The 16862-nt window shown below is 70.6% G+C and carries 13 protein-coding genes; 2 read left to right on the top strand and 11 right to left on the bottom strand.

All coding sequences use genetic code 11. The annotated features are described in order from the left end of the window. Positions 1 to 10: 10 nt before the first annotated feature. The 8 genes from AC0NZQ_RS07595 to AC0NZQ_RS07560 form a co-directional block, all read right to left on the bottom strand. A complete protein-coding gene (locus tag AC0NZQ_RS07595) occupies positions 11 to 1672 on the bottom strand; it encodes a purine-cytosine permease family protein (RefSeq protein WP_474529085.1) in 1662 nt (553 codons plus the stop codon). A gap of 74 nt (positions 1673 to 1746) precedes the next feature. Beyond that, complete coding sequence (locus tag AC0NZQ_RS07590) at positions 1747 to 3231, bottom strand: NAD-dependent succinate-semialdehyde dehydrogenase (protein ID WP_474529084.1); 1485 nt, start codon at positions 3229 to 3231, stop codon at positions 1747 to 1749. Then, positions 3228 to 4340, bottom strand: coding sequence for a zinc-dependent alcohol dehydrogenase (locus tag AC0NZQ_RS07585; protein ID WP_474529083.1), 1113 nt, complete (start codon positions 4338 to 4340; stop codon positions 3228 to 3230). The genes AC0NZQ_RS07590 and AC0NZQ_RS07585 overlap by 4 nt, the downstream gene beginning before the upstream one ends. Beyond that, positions 4337 to 5239, bottom strand: coding sequence for an NAD(P)-dependent oxidoreductase (locus AC0NZQ_RS07580; protein ID WP_474529082.1), 903 nt, complete (start codon positions 5237 to 5239; stop codon positions 4337 to 4339). Before AC0NZQ_RS07580 ends, AC0NZQ_RS07585 begins: the two co-directional genes overlap by 4 nt. 2 nt (positions 5240 to 5241) lie before the next feature. Next, positions 5242 to 6657 carry an amidohydrolase family protein gene (locus AC0NZQ_RS07575; protein WP_474529081.1) on the bottom strand — a complete coding sequence of 472 codons (1416 nt, stop codon included), beginning with the start codon at positions 6655 to 6657 and terminating at the stop codon, positions 5242 to 5244. A 71-nt stretch (positions 6658 to 6728) separates the two neighbouring features. Continuing rightward, positions 6729 to 9284, bottom strand: coding sequence for an ATP-binding cassette domain-containing protein (locus tag AC0NZQ_RS07570; RefSeq protein WP_474529080.1), 2556 nt, complete (start codon positions 9282 to 9284; stop codon positions 6729 to 6731). 88 nt (positions 9285 to 9372) lie between these two features. Continuing rightward, positions 9373 to 10545, bottom strand: coding sequence for a substrate-binding domain-containing protein (locus tag AC0NZQ_RS07565; RefSeq protein WP_474529079.1), 1173 nt, complete (start codon positions 10543 to 10545; stop codon positions 9373 to 9375). Positions 10546 to 10611: 66 nt separating this feature from the next. Beyond that, positions 10612 to 11706: an ABC transporter permease gene (locus AC0NZQ_RS07560; protein ID WP_474529078.1), complete on the bottom strand. Its 1095-nt coding sequence runs from the start codon at positions 11704 to 11706 to the stop codon at positions 10612 to 10614. A 324-nt stretch (positions 11707 to 12030) separates the two neighbouring features. Between AC0NZQ_RS07560 and AC0NZQ_RS07555 the strand changes: the two genes are divergently transcribed. Next, positions 12031 to 13359, top strand: a complete 1329-nt coding sequence (locus tag AC0NZQ_RS07555; RefSeq protein ID WP_474529077.1) for a M24 family metallopeptidase — start codon at positions 12031 to 12033, stop codon at positions 13357 to 13359. Next, positions 13356 to 14603 (top strand): M24 family metallopeptidase, encoded by a 1248-nt coding sequence (locus tag AC0NZQ_RS07550; RefSeq protein WP_474529076.1) that lies wholly within the window; start codon positions 13356 to 13358, stop codon positions 14601 to 14603. The genes AC0NZQ_RS07555 and AC0NZQ_RS07550 overlap by 4 nt, the downstream gene beginning before the upstream one ends. A gap of 91 nt (positions 14604 to 14694) precedes the next feature. On the opposite strand, the gene AC0NZQ_RS07545 is transcribed toward AC0NZQ_RS07550, so the two are convergent. The 3 genes from AC0NZQ_RS07545 to AC0NZQ_RS07535 all read right to left on the bottom strand — a co-directional run bounded on the left by AC0NZQ_RS07545 (position 14695) and on the right by AC0NZQ_RS07535 (position 16862). Next, on the bottom strand, positions 14695 to 15717 hold the full coding sequence (locus tag AC0NZQ_RS07545) for a ketopantoate reductase family protein (RefSeq protein WP_474529075.1): 1023 nt from the start codon (positions 15715 to 15717) through the stop codon (positions 14695 to 14697). A gap of 85 nt (positions 15718 to 15802) precedes the next feature. Further along, a complete protein-coding gene (gene rpmF, locus AC0NZQ_RS07540; RefSeq protein WP_474529074.1) occupies positions 15803 to 15967 on the bottom strand; it encodes a 50S ribosomal protein L32 in 165 nt (54 codons plus the stop codon). Further along, a complete protein-coding gene (locus AC0NZQ_RS07535; RefSeq protein WP_474529439.1) occupies positions 15936 to 16862 on the bottom strand; it encodes an anchored repeat-type ABC transporter permease subunit in 927 nt (308 codons plus the stop codon). Before AC0NZQ_RS07535 ends, rpmF begins: the two co-directional genes overlap by 32 nt.

Here is a 16862-nt window from a genome sequence, read left to right as displayed (position 1 = left end):
CGGTCCCCGATCAGACCTGCGCGGGAAGCACGTGGTCGCCCCGTTTGTCGGTGCTCAGGCACAGCGAGCAGACGTGAGCGTCGTGGGTGGCGCACGCCGCCATGTCCGGACGCTCGTAGTCCTGGCCGCAGACGTGGCAGGCGAGTTCGACCCCGGACGGGTTGCCCCACGCGTCCTCCATCGGCAGGTCGATGCCGTCGTCGGTGCGGCGCAGGTAGTAGCGGCCCCGGGTGGCGATCGCCAGAATCGGCGGCAGCACCAGCGCCAGCGCGATGGCGACCAGCGGAGAGTACGGCTCGAGGGTCGAGCCGAGTCCGCCGAAGAAGCAGATGACCGAGACACCGGCCGCGATCGCCATCGAACCGAAGCCGACCGGGTTGACCGCGTAGAGCATGCCGCGCCGGAACTCCGGTCGCTTGGGCGACAGTCCGAGCAGGTACTTGTTGATCACGATGTCCGATGCCACGGTGACGACCCACGCCATACCGCAGTTGGCGTAGGAACCCAGCAGGGTGTTCAGGAAGCTGAACATGTCAGCCTCCATCAGGACCAACGCCACTGCGAGGTTGAAGGCGAGGAAGACCAGGCGGCCGGGGTAGTGACGGGTGACGCGGGTGAAGGAGTTGGTCCAGGCCAGCGAGCCCGAGTAGGCGTTGGTCACATTGATCTTGATCTGGCTGATGACCACGAGCGCGACGGCGAGGCCGAGCGCCGCCCAGTGCGGCATGATGTCGCGGTAGATCTCCAGGAACTGGTGCACCGGCTGGTTCGCGACCGCGGCACCGTCGGCCACGTTGGCGATGAGGTACACCGCGAGGAACAGACCGATCACCTGCTTGATCGCGCCGAAGATGACCCAGCCGGGACCGGCAAGGATCATCGCCGTCCACCAGCGGCGGGAGTTCTCCGGCGTGCGCGGCGGCATGAAGCGCAGGTAGTCGATCTGTTCGGCGATCTGCGCGATCAGCGACAGGCAGACGCCGGCGGCGAGCATGACCGATCCGAGGTCGAAGCGGCCGTCGCCCTTCGCGCCGCCGTAGGCGAAGAACGCGTCGACCGAGTCCGGGTGCCGGACGACGAGGTAGACGAACGGCGCGACCATGAGCAGCAGCCACAGCGGCGTGGTCCAGAGCTGGAGCTTCGTCAGCACCTTCATCCCGTAGATCACCAACGGGAAGATGATCAGCGTGGAGGTCGCGTACCCGAGCCACAGCGGCATGTGCAGCCCCAGCTGCAAGCCCTGGGCCATGATCGAGCCCTCGAGGGCGAAGAAGATGAAGGTGAAGGTCGCGAAGATGACGTTGGTGACGACCGAGCCGTAGTAGCCGAACCCGCTGCCGCGGGTGATGAGGTCGAGGTCCAGGTTGTAACGGGCGGCGTAGTACGCCAGCGGCCAGCCGGTCGCGAAGATGACGACGGCGAAGACAGCTATCCCCCACAGGGCGTTCGTGGTGCCGTACGCGATGCCGATGTTGGCACCGATCGCGAAGTCGGCGAGGTAGGCGATGCCGCCGAGCGCCGAGACCGCGACGACGCCCGTACCCCAGCGGCGATAGCTGCGCGGCGCGAACCGGAGCGTGTAGTCCTCGAGCGCGTCCTTCGTCGCGGCGCTCGGGGTCGCGGAATCAGCCGGTGCACCGAGGGTCGAGCTGGCCTGCTCCGTCTCTGTCATGCCGGCTGAACCTAGGAGTCAGATGTTGCTCCGCTGTTGCGACGGTGGGTCCTTCCGCGATCCGGGGTGTTCCGTCACCAGCTCAGCGCGATGTACTTCGACTCGGTGTACTCGAGCATGCCCTCGTGGCCACCCTCGCGGCCCAGGCCGCTCTGCTTGGTGCCGCCGAAGGGGGCCGCCGGATCGGAGACCAGCCCGCGGTTGATGCCGACCATGCCGGAGTCGAAGGCCTCGGCCACCCGCAGCGCCCGGGCCAGGTCGCCGCTGTAGACGTAGGAGACCAGCCCGTACTCGGTGTCGTTGGCCAGTCGCACCGCCTCCTCCTCGGTGTCGAAGGCGACCAGCGGCGCGACCGGACCGAAGATCTCCTCGCGCATCACCGGGGCGTCCACCGGGACGTCGGCGAGGACGGTGGGCGGGTAGAACCAGCCGGTGCCCTCGGGCGCCTCGCCGCCGGTGACGATGCGGGCACCGGCCGCCACGGTCTCGGTCACGAGACCGGCGACCTTGTCGCGGGCGCGGGGGCTCACCAGCGGTCCGAGCCGGACCCCGTCGTCGAGCCCGCTGCCCATCGACTGTGCCGCCATCGCCGCCGCGAACCGCTCGGCAAAGTCGGCCATCACGCTGCGTTCGACGAGGAAGCGGTTCGCCGCGGTGCAGGCCTCGCCGCCGTTGCGCATCTTGGCCACCATCGCCCCCTCGACGGCAGCGTCGAGGTCGGCGTCGGCGAAGACCACGAAGGGCGCGTTGCCGCCGAGCTCCATCGAGCAGCTGACGACGGTCTTCGCCGCCTCGGCCAGCAGGGTGCGGCCGACACCGGTGGAGCCGGTGAAGGAGAGCTTGCGCACCCGGGGGTCGGCGAGCATCGCCGACACCGCGGGTCCCGGACGTTCGGTGGTGACGATGTTGACGACACCGTCGGGGACGCCTGCCTGCTCCAGCAGGCGACCGATCAGCAGCGCCGTCAGCGGCGTCTCGGCCGCGGGCTTGAGCACCACGGTGCAGCCGGCCGCCAGCGCGGGGGCGATCTTGCGCGTCGCCATCGCCGCCGGGAAGTTCCACGGCGTCACCAGCACCGCCACGCCGATCGGCTGGCGCACCACCATGATCCGGTTCGCGCCGTTGGGCGAGGTGGTGAGCTCGCCGGAGAGTCGCACTGCCTCGTCGGCGTACCAGCGGAAGAACTCCGCGGCGTAGCCGACCTCGCCGCGGGCGTCCACCAGCGTCTTGCCGTTCTCCAGGACGATGAGCCGCGCCAGTGCCTCGGCCTGCTCGGTCATGGCGTCGAAGGCGCGGCGCAGGATCTCGGCCCGGTCACGCGGGGAGCGACCCGCCCAGTCGGCGGCGGCGGCCGCGGCCGACTCCACCGCCGCGACGGCGTCGGCGACGTCACCGTCGGCGACCGTGGCCAGCAGACGCTCGGTGGCCGGGTCCAGCACGTCGAAGGTGCCGCCGCTCGCGGCGGGGCGCCACTGGCCGCCGATCACGAGCTCGGTGGGCACGTCGATGCCCACCAGCTCGGCGAGGTCGGTGCCGGTGCCGGTATCGGTTGCGGTCACGCAGATGCTCCTACAGCTCGGGGGGCGCTCGCGCGCGGGTCGACGAGGACCTTGATCGCGGGCGCCTTGCCCGCGGCGATGGGTTCGAGGGCGCCGCTGACCAGGTCGTCCAGCGGCAGGACCACCGGCGCGACGCCGGACCAGCCACCCTTGCGGGCGGCGACCAGATCGACGGCGAGCGGGAAGTCGATCTCGCGCACCATGGCGTTGACGCCGATGAGCTGCTGCTCGCGCAGCGTCATGGTGTTGAGGGTGAGCTCGACCGGCGCCTTCTGGATGCCGACCATGATCACCTTGCCCCCCATGGGGAGCAGGTCGATCGCGGTACGGAGCCCCGCGGCGGTGCCGCTGACCTCGAAGACCACGTCGGCCGATCCGCCGACGGCGTCCCGGACCGCGGCCACATCGGCGTCGTGACCGCCACCGGCCTGGACCGTCGCCGCCGCGCCGAAGCCGTCGGCGATGTCGAGGCGGCCCCGGTCGAGGTCGACGGCGGTGACGGCGTGGCCCTGGTGGGCCAGCGCGTGCACCAGGAAGGCGCCGACGCCGCCGACGCCGATGAGCGCGATGCGGTCGTCGCCGGCCAGTGAGGCCGCCCGGGCGGCGTGCACCGCGATGGACATCGGCTGGCAGAGCGCCGCCTCGTCGGCGTCCAGACCGTGCGCGGCGACGTCCACGCAGCTGGCGACCGGCACCGAGACGTACTCCCCCAGCGCGCCGTGGCGGTGCAGGCCGACGGCCGAGTACCGCTCGCAGCGGTTGGTGAGCCCGACCCGGCAGGCGCGGCAGGCACCGCAGGGCACCGCGCCGCAGCTCGCGACCAGCCGGCCCAGCCAGGCGGCGTCCACGCCGTCGCCGACCCCGACGACGCGTCCGGAGAACTCATGGCCGATCACCATCGGTCCGACGTGGGCGGTCACCGCGTGCGGCGTGTCGATCGGGAAGAGTCCCGGCCCCTTGGACCACTCCGCCGCGTCGGTGCCGCAGACGCCGACGGTGCCGACCTCCAGCAGGACCTCGCCGGGGAGCGCATGCGTCGGTGCCGCCACGGTGTCGATGCGGACGTCGTGGCGACCGTGGAAGACGGCCGCGCGCATCGTCGCCGTCACGAGACCCGCTCCGGGGTCAGCTCGAGTCCGGCGTCGCGGGCCGCGAGCAGCAGCAGCGTGCCGAAGTCCAGCCCGTCGCCGAGCCCGGAGTCGACGAGCCGGGTGTACTGCTCCTCCGTCGCACTGCCGATGGGCATGCTCACGCCACGCTCGGCCGCCTGCTCCAGCGCCAGCCGGAGGTCCTTGCGCTGCCCCTCCGGGGTGAAGGTGGGGGCGAAGTCCAGCTCGACCATGGCGCGGCCCTTGTAGCGGGTGAAGGCCGAGCCGACAGCGCTGTCGTCGACGAAGGACATGAGATCGGCACGCTGCACCCCGCAGGCCTGTGCCAGCACCTGGATCTCGGCCAGCGTCTGCGCGACCACGCCGAGCATCATGTTGGTGCAGAGCTTGATGGTCCGGGCCTGGTGTCCGTCGCCGACGTAGTGCGCGCCGCGACCGATCGCCGCCAGCAGCGGCGTCACCCGGTCGAAGGCCTCCTTCGGTCCGGAGACGGCGAAGAGCAGGTTGCCAGCGCGCACGACGCCCGGGTTCCCGCTGACCGGTGCGGAGAGGTACGCGGTCCCGTGCGCGGCCGCGGCCGCGGCGGCGCGCTGCGAGGCGCCGTCCGAGACCGTCGAGCACTCCAGCCAGACCGCCGGCGGCGTCCCGGCGAAGAGGCCGCCCTCGCCGACGAGGGCGTCGAGCGCGGCGTCGTCGGCCACCATGCTGAAGACGATCTCGCCGCCGGTGGCACCGGGCCGCGACACCGCCGTCGCGCCGGCCGCGACCAGCGGCTCGCAGCGCTCGGGCGTGCGGTTCCAGACCGCGACCGGGTAGCCCGCGGCCAGCAGCCGCTCGGCCATGGGGACGCCCATCCGGCCGGCACCGAGCCAGCCGACGGGCGGCTTCTGGGCTGTCATGATCAGCTCTCCGGGGCCTTGGTGACCTGCGGCCGCCAGTCGCCGCCGAGGTGCGCCTCGGGGATCAGCGGGTGCGACTTGGCCTGCTCCATGAGGTAGTCACGGGTGCGGGTCGCCTCGGCGATGACGCGCTCCTGGTCGATGCCGACCAGCTTGCCGTCACGCTTGACGACCTTGCCCTGCACCAGCACGGTGTCGACGAGACCGGGGTGGCCGCTGTAGACGAGCGCGCCGACGGGGTTGTTCATCGGGCTCAGGCCGAGCGAGTCGGTGCGCACCATGACGAGGTCGGCGAGCTTGCCGGGCGTGATGCTGCCCAGCTTGTCCTCCATACCGATGGCCCGCGCACCCTGCAGCGTCGCGAACTCCAGGACGTCGCGACAGTTGAGCCGCAGCGCCTCCTCCTCGTCCGGCTTGGCGAGGTTGCCGTTGTCGATCGCACGCTGGACGCTGATCGTCGTCTTCATGGCGTTGAACATGTTGCCGCCGTTGGAGACCACCACGTCGATGGAGAGGCTCGGCCGGATGCCGGCGTCGAGCAGGCGTCCGGTGGCGGGCCAGCCGTGGCCCATCTGCGTCTCGATGTCCGCCGAGACCGAGGCGGTGCCACCGGTGTCGGCGATCATCTTGATCTCGTCGTCGCCGATCGTGTTGCAGTGGACGTAGGTGATGTGGTCACCGAGCAGGCCGTGCTTGTCCAGGAAGTGGATCGGGCCGGTCCGTCCCCAGGCGCCGTCGCCGACGTGGACGGTGATGCGGCAGCCGAGCTCCTTGGCCAGCTCCCAGTCGTGCAGCGTCACCTCCGGCGTGGTGAACTGCGGGCCGCGGGCGGCGAAGGCCATCGTCACGAGCTGGTCGTCGGAGCTGAAGTACTTGTCCCGGACGCGCACGGCGTCGCGGGTGTGGTTCAGGCTGCTCGGCGCCTGCCACATGCTGCCGCCGCCACCGTGGGCGAAGACGGCGCGCGAGCCGGAGTCGAAGAGCGCCTGCACCGCGGCGTCCGCGTGCTCGGGGGTCTCCAGGTTGTGCGACCAGTCGAGCAGCGTGGTGATGCCGGAGTCCAGCGCCTCGAGGGTGCCGAGCAGGTTGGCGTTGTAGGTGTCCTCGGGACGGAAGCGGGTCGAGAGGCCGAAGTGCAGGCCGGTGAAGTAGTGCCCCAGCGTCCAGTCCGAGCCGAGGTTGCGCAGCGGCGCCTCCCAGACGTGACGGTGGGTGTCGACGAAGCCGGGGATGACGAGGAAGCCGCGGCCGTCGATGACCTCGGCGCCGGTGCTGTCCAGCTGCGGTCCGACCTCGATGATCTTGCCGTCGGCGATGCGGATGTCGGCGTTCTCGAGGTCACCGAGGGCGGGGTCCATCGTGATCACGGTCGCGCCGGTGATGACGATCGGCGCGGCGGTCTCGCTGGAGTCGGTCATGGTGTGTGCTTCCTTCGCTCTCGTCTCGGACGATGGGGATGATGCCGCTGGGGCGAGTCGGGTGTGGGAGGTCAGGCCGGCGTCGGCGGCGCGGGCACGGGGTGGTCGGTGGTGCCGCCGCGCAGCCGCGCCAGCAGCCCGGGCTTGCGCGGTGCACCGCTCTCCCGGGCCCGGGAGTACGAGCTGGCGGCGATGAGGATCAGCAGGCCGGGCAGCGCGTACTGCCACGCCGGGCCGAGGCCGACGAAACCGGTGGCGGTGCTGATCTCCTGAATGAGCACGACACCGGCGAAGGCGCCGACGAAGGAGCCGCGGCCGCCGAAGATGCTGGCACCGCCCAGGACCACCGCCGAGATGCTCGACAGCGTGTAGTTGGTGCCGAGCGACGGGTCGCCGACACCGACCTGGGCCGAGAGCAGCAGCCCGCCGAAGGCGGCGAAGACGGCGCAGAGCACGTACGCCGCGACGATGGTGGGGTTGACCCGGGCGCCGAGCCGGTGCGCGGTCTCCTCGTCCGAGCCGACCGCCCGCAGCGCCACCCCGAAACGGGTGAAGCGGAGCACGAGCTCGGCGACCACGACGAGCGCGATGACGACGAGGAAGACCACCGGCACCGGACCGACGTCGGTCTGCAGCGCGTCGGTGAAGCCGAGGCTGAGGTAACCGTCCGGGGTGGGGCGCAGCAGCAGCGAGACACCCTGCAGCGCGATGTACATGGCGATGGTGGTGATCACCGGCGTCAGCCCGACGGCCCGCACCAGCAGACCGTTGGTGAGCCCCACACCGGCGCCGACCAGGACGACCACCACGAGGCCGGCGATGAGCGTCCCGGTGCTCTGCCCCTCACCGGCGAAGAAGGACATCACCACCACGGTCAGCCCCATCATCGGCCCGACGGAGAGGTCCACGCCCGCGGTCATCAGCACGATGAGCTGCCCGATGCTGGTGAGGGCCAGCGCCGAGGCGAGGAAGAGCATCTCCTGCAGGTTGCGGCTGCCGAGGAACTCCGAGGAGTGGACGGAGGCGTAGGTCGTCACCGCCGCGATGAGGACGAGCAGGGCGAGGGTCGGGGCGTAGTCACCGGAGAGGAACCGGCGCAGCCGCGGCCGGCGCTTCGCCGCCGTCGCGGTGTGGCTGCGCTGGCGGCCCGCGGTCAGCGCGGTGCCGGTGATGTTGTCCTCGCTGATCTCGTCGCCGACCAGCGTGCGGGCGACCTCGCCGCGGGAGAAGACCAGCACCCGGTCGGCCAGGCCCTGCAGCTCGCGGGCGTCGGAGGAGAGGACGATGACCGCACTGCCGGCCTCGGCGGCCTCGCGCAGCACGCGGTACAGCTCGAGCCGGGCGCCGGCGTCGACGCCGCGGGTGGGCTCGTCGGCCAGCAGCACCTTCGGTCCGGCGGCCAGCGCGCGGGCGAAGAGGACCTTCTGCGCGTTGCCGCCCGACAGCGTCCGGACGGCGACATCGGCCGAGGCGGTCTTGATGCCGAGGTTGTCGATCTCGGCGCGGACCACCTCGTCCTCACGGGAGGCGGAGACGACACCGAGCCGGGAGAGCTTGCCGAGGACGAGGGTGGAGATGTTGCTGCGCACCGGCAGGTCGAGGAAGAGGCCCTCGCTCTGCCGATCGCCGGGCAGGTAGACGATGCCGCCGGCCTGCGCGTGGCTCGGATCGGTGAGCGACACGCGGCGGCCGTCCACCTCGGTCCGGCCGGAGCCGTTGCCGAGGCCGGCGAGGACGCGGATCAGCTCCCGCTGACCGTTGCCCTCCACCCCGGCCAGGCCGAGGATCTCGCCGGCCCGGACGGTGACGTCGACCGGCGAGGCACCGCCGCAGTCGATGCCGGTCGAGGTGAGCAGCACCGGGGCGTCGGCGGCTGCGGGGTTCTTGGCCGGGAACGTCTGCTCGATCGGCCGACCGACGATGAGGTCCAGGATCTGCCGCTCGGAGATGCCGGCGGCGTCGAAGGTCCCGCGGATCTCGCCGTCGCGCAGCACGGTGATGCGCTCGGCGATGCGCTTGACCTCGGGCAGCCGGTGGGAGATGTAGACGACGGCCGTGCCGCGGCCGGTGATCTGGTCGATGAGAGCGAAGAGCTGCTCGGTCTCGGTCTCCGTGAGCGCCTCGGTGGGCTCGTCGAGGATGAGCACCTGCGGCCGGCTGGCCAGTGCCTTGGCGATCTCGAGCTGCTGGCGCTGCGCGGCGGAGAGGTCGGCGACCCGGGTGGCGGGGTCGAAGTCCGCGCCGACGGTGGTGAGCCAGCCGCTGACCCACGCCGCCGACGAGCTCTTCTCCCCCCGCTGCGAGGCGGGGACCGCGTAGCGCAGGTTCTCTTCGGCGGTGAGATCGTCGAGGACGGACGTGTGCTGGTACACCACCGCCAGCCCGAGCTCACGGGCCAGCGCGGGGGCGGCGGAGGTCAGCTCCGCGCCGCCGATCTCGACCCGGCCGGCGTCCGGGGCGTTCGCACCGGCGGCGACCGAGATCAGCGTGGACTTGCCCGCGCCGTTCTCGCCGAGCAGGGCGTGGACCTCGCCCGCCACCACCTCGAACGACACGTCGTTCAGGGCGCGGACGCCCGGATAGGTCTTGGTGACGCCGTGCATCGCCAGGACGGTCTGGCCGGCCATCGTTCCTCCGTGAGCAGTCGAGTGGGTGAGACGGGACGTCGTCACCGGCAGCAGCACTGCCGGTGACGACGCCCCCGGGGACCTCGGGTCAGCTGGCCTTGCCGTAGGTGGTCAGGTCGCTGGCGGTGAGCTGCGCGGAGACGTAGCCCTCAGCAGGCAGCGAGCTGTCGCAGTGCGGCGCCTTGCCGGTGGTGGTGTCGTCGTAGATCGGCAGCTTGTAGATGTCGGGCTCGGTGTTGGTCTTGCCCTGCGCGGCCATGATCGCCTTGCGGGCGGCCACCCGGCCCAGCCAGTTGCGCGTCGAGATCGTCGCGAGCTGGTAGTCGGGGTTGCTGGCCTTCTCCTTGCTGTAACCGCAGCCCAGCGAGTTGTTCTCGAAGGTCGCCATCGGCACCATCTTCTTGCCGGCACTGCTGTAGGCGCGGAGCACGCCGGCGGAGGTGAAGCCGTCGGCGTCGTCGATCACGCCGTCGATCTGCGGGTACTTGGCCAGCAGCGAGGCCATAACCTGCTGCGTCTTGGCGGCGTCCCAGTTGGTGACCGGGAAGTTGTCGTAGCCGGTCAGCAGCTTCATGTTCGGCAGCTTGCTGAAGGAGTCCTTGATGCCGGCGAGGGTGGCGGTGCTGACCGGGTTGCCGGCGGGGCCACCGAGGAAGACCACGTTGCCCTTGTTCTTGAGCGTCTTGGCCATCCAGTTCGCCAGCGTGGTGCCCGCGGCTTGGGTGTCGTAGTCGACGTAGGCGACGTAGTCACGGCCGTCCTGGCCGTCGGGGTTGGCGGCCCACGGCACGACCTTCACGCCGGCCTGCGTGGCCTTGCGGATCGAGGGCAGCTGCGACTTGCCGAAGTCGGGGATCATCACGATGGCGTCGACATTCTGCGCCACCATGGAGTTGATCTGCGAGATCGAGTCCGGCAGGCTGCCGAGCCCGATCTGCACGACCTGGGTGACGTTGCTGCACTTGGCGGCCTCGGAGCGCACCGCGGCCATCGAGGACTTCGACCAGCCGTTGGTGCCGATGCCGTCCTGGATGCCGAGCTTGATCTTCTTGGTGCCGCACCACGAGTTGTCCTTGGACTTGCCGGCGTCGGCGATGATCGCGCTCGCCTCGCTCGCGGTCGCCACCTTCCCGTTGCCCTCGGAGCTGCCGCCCGTGCTGCTGCTGTTCGAGCTGCCGCAGGCACTGGCCAGCGACACCGCGACGATCGCGAGTCCGACGGCGCCGACGGAGCGGCGGGACCTCGCGCGCGATTCGATCATGGTGCGGATTTCCTTTCGGTGGGGTCTTACCGAGTGGTGAGCGGTGATGCGGGGTCTGATGTGCCGTCAGCGCGACAGCGCCGAGGCGGGTGCCGGCTCGGCCGCCGCCGGGGCGGTGGCAGGCGCGGCGGGTCCGGCCGGGCGCCGACGGCCGCGCAATTTGGCGCGCAGCGTCGGGACGAGCCGGGCGATCATGCCGACGGCGATGATCGCGGCGGTGATGATGTTCTGGACGGCGGCCGAGGCACCCATGCCCTGGACGACCTGCTGCAGCTGGATCAGGAAGATCGCGCCGCCGGCGGTGGCGACGACGCTGCCGGCGCCGCCGAGCAACGACGTGCCGCCCAGCACCACCGCAGCGACGGTCGGCAGCAGGTAAGTGTCGCCGACGAGCAGGTTCGGCGTGTTCAGGTAGGAGGCGAGCAGGATCCCGGCGACGGCGTAGGAGAGACCCGCCGCGACATAGGTGACGACGAGGTAGCGGTTGACCCGCAGCCCCGCGGCGCGTGCCGAGCGCTTGTTCGCGCCGACCGCGACGAAGCGGCGGCCGATCACGGTGAAGCGGATGACGCACTGCACCACGATCATGAGCACGACCGCCACGACGGCGACGTTCGGGATGCCCAGCGGGCGGCCGACGGCGAAGTCGTCCAGCACCGGCGGCACGGTCTGGTCGCTCGCGCCCTTCGTGGTCTGCAGCACGGCGGCGTAGAAGAGGGCGTTGACGCCGAGCGTCGCCACCAGCGGCGTCACCCCGAACCGGGTGACCACGACCCCGCAGACGAGCCCGCCGACGGCGCCGACGGCCAGCGCCAGCACGATCCCGAACCATGCCCGCGAGTTCTCGGCGTGGGTGTACTGCGTGACCATCACCGAGGCCAGCGAGATCGAGCCCGGCACCGAGAGGTCCAGGCCGCCCTGCTGGATGACCAGCGTCTGGCCGATCGCGGCGATGGCGAGGATGCCGGCGAAGGCGACCATCGTGAGCAGCGCCCGGTGGCTGAGGCTGCCGCCGGCCAGGAACGGGCTGGCGATCAGCAGCACCGCCAGCGCCGGCCAGATGGCCAGGAACTGGCCCCGTCCGCGCAGTCGCTCGCGCAGCGCACCGCGGCGGGCGCCGTGGTCTGCGGCAGCGTCTCGCTCGGCTGCGGTAGCGGGCATCGAGTGGTCCTCTCGGCTCGGCCGGCCCCCCGGGGCCCTGGTCCGTTCGGTGTGGTGCAAACGATCGCAGCTTTGCGATGGGCGAAACGATAGACGCGACCGACCCAATGTCAATAGCGTGTTGCCGTTGTTTGACAAAGCCGTGACCTGAGCGCTCAGGAACCCCGGTAAAGCGGGACAAAGATCAGGCGAATCGCCTCTCGACACGGGCCGCTGGCGCAGGGCATGATCCGTGGCCACGTGCTACAAACGTTTGCTATCCAAGAGCTGTGACGGCGCCGTGACGCGCAAATCCGGCAACCCGTACCGAACAGGGGATCTCAAGTGGGAATCGCGACCTACGGCTCGAACGCCGTCGACTGGGAGAGCCGGACCGACATGGACCGGCTGCGCCGCGAGCGGCTCGGCCGCCTGCGCGCCGAGCTGGAGCGCTCCGAGCTCGGCGCCCTGCTGAGCTTCGACTTCGCCAACATCCGGTACGCCACGGCGACCCACATCGGGACCTGGGCGATGGACAAGCTCATCCGCTTCGCCCTCGTCCCCCGCGGCGGCGCACCCGTCGTCTGGGACTTCGGCTCCGCGGCGAAGCATCACCAGCTCTACAGCCCGTGGCTGGACAACGAGGACGGCAGCTCCCGCTCGCAGCCCGGCATCTCGACGCTGCGCGGCGCCTTCCACCCCGACGCCGGGATCGCCGACGCCGTCGCCGCCAAGATCGTCGCCGTGCTGGCCGAGCACGGCCTCACCGACGCGCCGATCGGCGTCGACGTCATCGAGCCGCCGGTGCTCTTCGCACTGCAGCGCGCTGGCCTGACGGTGGTGGACGGCCAGCAGGTCTTCCTGGAGGCGCGTCGCATCAAGACCGCCGACGAGATCACGCTGCTGACCCAGGCCGCGTCCATGGTCGACGCCGCCTACGAGGACCTCTACGACTTCCTGCGCGCCGGCGTCCGGGAGAACGAGTGCGTGGGCCTGGTCAGCAAGAAGCTGCTCGACCTCGGCTCGGAGTACGTCGAGGGGGTCAACGCCATCTCGGGCGAGCGCTGCTCGCCCCACCCGCACGTCTACTCCGACCGGCTGATCCGGCCCGGCGACCCCGCCTTCTTCGACATCCTGCACTCCTTCAACGGCTACCGGACCTGCTACTACCGCACCTTCGCGGTGGGGTCGGCCTCGCCGGCGCAGCGGGACAGCTACGTCCGCTGCCGGGAGTACATGGACCAGGCCATCGCCCTGGTCAAGCCCGGCGCGACGACCGCCGACATCGTCTCGGTCTGGCCGACGGCGCAGGAGTTCGGCTTCGACAACGAGGAGGCGGCCTTCGGCCTGCAGTACGGCCACGGCGTCGGGCTCTCCATCTGGGAGAAGCCGATCTTCTCCCGGCTGGTCTCGCTGGACCACCCCGAGACCCTCGAGGTCGGCATGGTCTTCGCGCTGGAGACGTACTGGCCCGGCAAGGACAAGGCGTCGGCCTCCCGCATCGAGGAGGAGCTGGTGGTGACCGAGGACGGCTGCGAGGTCATCACCAAGTTCCCCGCCGAGGAGTTGCTCGTCGCCGGACGTCGCTACTTCGGGGTCAACGGCCTGCTGCCGGCCGTCCGCGAGTCGCAGTCGCACCTCAACCCGCCGCGCGGCGGCGACTCCGCATCATGAGCGGCGACATCACCATCCCCATCCCGGCGCCGGGTCACATGGGCGTCGACTACGAGACCCGGGTCGATTTCGAGCGACTCCGCGCTTATCGCATCGGACGGGCCCAGCAGGCACTGGAAGACAGCGGCTGCGAGGCCATGCTGCTCTTCGACTTCTACAACATCCGCTACGTCACGCAGACCTGGATCGGCGGCGCGCTCGGCGACAAGATGACGCGGTACGCGCTGCTCATCCGCGGGCAGGAGCCCTACCTCTGGGACTTCGGCTCCGCGGTCAAGCATCGTCACCTCTACGCGCCGTGGTTGGAGCGTGAGCGGGTCCGTCCCGGCATGCTGGGGCTCCGCGGGGCCATCGCGCCGGACGCGGGGCTCATGGCGTCGGCCGTCCGCGAGCTCAAGGGGCTGCTCGACGACGCCGGGGTCTCCGGTCCGGTTGCCGTGGACATCGTCGAGCCGCCGTTCCTCTTCGAACTGCAGCGCCAGGGCATCAGCGTCGTCGACGGCCAGCAGCTGATGCTGGACGCCCGCGTCATCAAGTCGGCCGACGAGATCGCGCTGCTGAGCCAGGCCGCCGCGATGGTGGACGGCGTCTACCAGGAGATCGTGGAGATCCTCAAGCCCGGCGTGCGCGAGAACCAGATCGTCGCGCTCGCCAGCCAGCGGCTCTACGACGCGGGCTCCGAGCAGGTCGAGGCGATCAACGCCGTCTCCGGCGAGCGCTGCAACCCGCACCCGCACAACTTCTCCGACCGGATCATCCGGCCGGGCGACCAGGCCTTCTTCGACATCATCCACGCCTACAACGGCTACCGGACCTGCTACTACCGGACCTTCGGCGTCGGGAGCGCCTCGGTGGCGCAGCGCGATGCGTACCAGCAGGCGCGGGAGTGGATGGACGCCGCGATCGACCGGGTGAAGGTCGGCGCCAGCAGTGCCGACATCGCCCGTGCCTTCCCCACCGCCGAGTCGTTCGGCTTCGACAACGAGCTGGCGGCCTTCGGGCTCCAGTTCGCCCACGGCCTCGGACTGGGGCTGCACGAACGGCCCATCATCTCGCGGCTCAACTCGCTCACCGACCCGCTGGAGATCCGCGCCGGCATGGTCTTCGCGGTCGAGACCTACTGCCCGGCCGCCGACGGCATCTCGGCGGCGCGGATCGAGGAGGAGGTCGTCGTCACCGACGCCGGGCCGCAGATCCTCACGAAGTTCCCGGCGGCCGACCTCATCGTCGCCAACGAGTACTGACCCTCCTCCCCTCCCCCCGGGGACGCTGTCCGCCCCTCCCGCACGCGCTCACGTGCGGGAGGGGCGGACAGGTGCGTGACCGGCCGATCGGTCAGCGGGCCAGCAGCAGGTCGAGGTTCTCCGGGCCGGCCTTGAGCTCGCCGTACTCGATCTGGCGGGCGAGCTCGACGGTGACGGCGTTGGCCGGCGCCTCACGCCCGGCGCGGCGCAGCACGTCCACGACCAGGCCGTTGATCTCGTTGACCTCGCTGTGACGGTCCTTGAGCCAGTCCTGCAGCACCGTGGTCTTGGTGTGGGGCAGGGCGAAACCGTCGAAGACGATGTCCAGCATGGCCTCGGTGTAGGTGTCGATGTCCCGGCACGACTCCTCCCCCAGCCCGAGGATGGGGACGAGGCGGTGGCCGTCGGCCAGTGCCGCCTCGGCGGCCTCGCGGGAGGCCTGCAGCATGAACTCGCGCATGCCCGGTGCGGCCATCGCCTCGTGCATCGACAGGTTCAGGACGGCCGTCGGCACCAGCTCGCCGGCGTTGACGACGAGCTTCATCCACTTGGCCGAACGGATGTCGTCGACGACAGCCACCGTGGCGGCCGCGCCGAGGATCTCCGCGACCTCCGGTGCGCGCGCCTGCGTCGCCTCGTGCACCCCGCCCACGGCCAGCCAGGAGCGCGACGGCGGCGTGTGGCGCTCCACGACGCCGGGCTCCCACATCGCCGAGCTGATCTCGACGACGCACCCCAGGGTGCGCTCGGCGCCCATGACGTCGGCAATGATGTCGACGGTCATGCCGTTCTGCATCCCGACGACGAGGCCGTCCTCGGCAACCAGCGGCTTGATCAACTCGCAGGCCCAGCGGGTGTCGTAGGCCTTCATCAGGACGAAGACCAGGTCGAACTGCTCGCGCAGGGTGGCGACGTCGCAGAGGTTGTACGCGCGGACCTCGGTGGTCACCGACTCGTCGGGCATGTCGACCCGGACTCCCCCGGCGCGCATCGCCGCGACATGATCGGGCCACTGCTCAATGAAGGAGACGTCGTGTCCGGCACGGGTGAGGTCCGCCCCCACCCCGGCCCCGTTCGCTCCGGTCCCCAGTACCGCGATACGCGGTCGTGCCATGACAACTCCTCTGTTGGATCCAATCAGGCCAGGCTACGCAGCTTCGGCCCCGTAATGAAGGTCTTACGGATCCAAAATCCGAGAGTCAGGGCTTGAGGTGACCCTCCTGATAGGCACGGACGAGACGTCGCGGCACCCGGATCAGCTCGCCGCCGACCCTGATCGGCACCAGGGGAACCGCGGTCGCCTGCCAGGCGGCCCGGCGATGGCGAGTGCGGCTACGGGACATGCGCCGCTTCGGTACGGCCATGACGATCTCCTTCTCTCGACGGGGTGGTGGACGCCGGGCGCCGCACGCGGTGCAGCACCAGGCGCAACGCGCCGTGTCGGGGCGCGAAGATCCAGCAGAGCAGGAAGGCGGCGGTCGCGACGAGCACGATGGTGCCGCCCGCCGGCAGGTCGATGCTCCAGGAGAGGTACAGGCCGACCACCGTCGCGCCGATCCCGATCAGCGGCGCCAGCAGCATCATCACGCCGAGGCGATCGGTGAGCAGCCGCGCCGCGGCAGCCGGGGTGAGCAGCAGCGCCAGCACGAGGATGTTGCCTATCGTCTGCACGCTGATCACGACCGCGAGCGTCACGATGACGTAGAGGGCGACGTCCAGCCCGAAGACCGGGAGGCCCTGGGCTCGCGCCATCTCACGGTCCAGTGTCACCGCGACGAACTCGCCGTGCAGCAGCAGCGTCACCGCGACCAGCACCGCGCCGGTGAGCGCGACCGTCCGCACGTCGGAGTCGGGGATGCCGGTGATTGAGCCGAAGAGGAACTGCTCGAGCGAGCCGGCATAGCCGGGCGCCAGGCTGATGATCACGATGCCGAGCGCGAAGGAGGCCACCAGGAAGACGCCGATGATGCTGTCCTCCTTGAGCCGACGGTTCTGCGAGAAGACCGCGACGAGGACTGCGGTGACCACACCGGCAACCGCACCGCCGAGCACCAGACTTCCCTGCAGGACGAAGGCGACCGCCAGGCCAGGGAAGACGGCGTGGGTCACGGCATCGCCGATGAAGGCCATGCCTCGCAGCACCACATGGCAGCCGACGACGCCGCAGACCACACTCGACATCGCCGCCACCAGCAGCGCCCGGAGCAGGAAGTCCAGATCGGGATTGCCGAGGTCCTGCACGAACTGCAGCGGGGTCAA

The organism is Jatrophihabitans sp. sgz311053, assembly GCF_056135305.1.
The sequence above is the reverse complement of the archived record's forward strand: the minus strand, read 5'-3'. Positions and strand labels throughout refer to the sequence as shown.

Excerpts from the sequence above, each read along its gene's own strand:
- AC0NZQ_RS07595 (WP_474529085.1), bottom strand. The coding sequence starts at position 1,672 with ATGACAGAGACGGAGCAGGCCAGCTCGACCCTCGGTGCACCGGCTGAT.
- AC0NZQ_RS07580 (WP_474529082.1), bottom strand. The coding sequence starts at position 5,239 with ATGACAGCCCAGAAGCCGCCCGTCGGCTGGCTCGGTGCCGGCCGGATG.
- AC0NZQ_RS07575 (WP_474529081.1), bottom strand. The coding sequence starts at position 6,657 with ATGACCGACTCCAGCGAGACCGCCGCGCCGATCGTCATCACCGGCGCG.
- AC0NZQ_RS07570 (WP_474529080.1), bottom strand. The coding sequence starts at position 9,284 with ATGGCCGGCCAGACCGTCCTGGCGATGCACGGCGTCACCAAGACCTAT.
- AC0NZQ_RS07565 (WP_474529079.1), bottom strand. The coding sequence starts at position 10,545 with ATGATCGAATCGCGCGCGAGGTCCCGCCGCTCCGTCGGCGCCGTCGGA.
- AC0NZQ_RS07560 (WP_474529078.1), bottom strand. The coding sequence starts at position 11,706 with ATGCCCGCTACCGCAGCCGAGCGAGACGCTGCCGCAGACCACGGCGCC.
- AC0NZQ_RS07550 (WP_474529076.1), top strand. The coding sequence starts at position 13,356 with ATGAGCGGCGACATCACCATCCCCATCCCGGCGCCGGGTCACATGGGC.
- AC0NZQ_RS07545 (WP_474529075.1), bottom strand. The coding sequence starts at position 15,717 with ATGGCACGACCGCGTATCGCGGTACTGGGGACCGGAGCGAACGGGGCC.
- rpmF (WP_474529074.1), bottom strand. The coding sequence starts at position 15,967 with ATGGCCGTACCGAAGCGGCGCATGTCCCGTAGCCGCACTCGCCATCGC.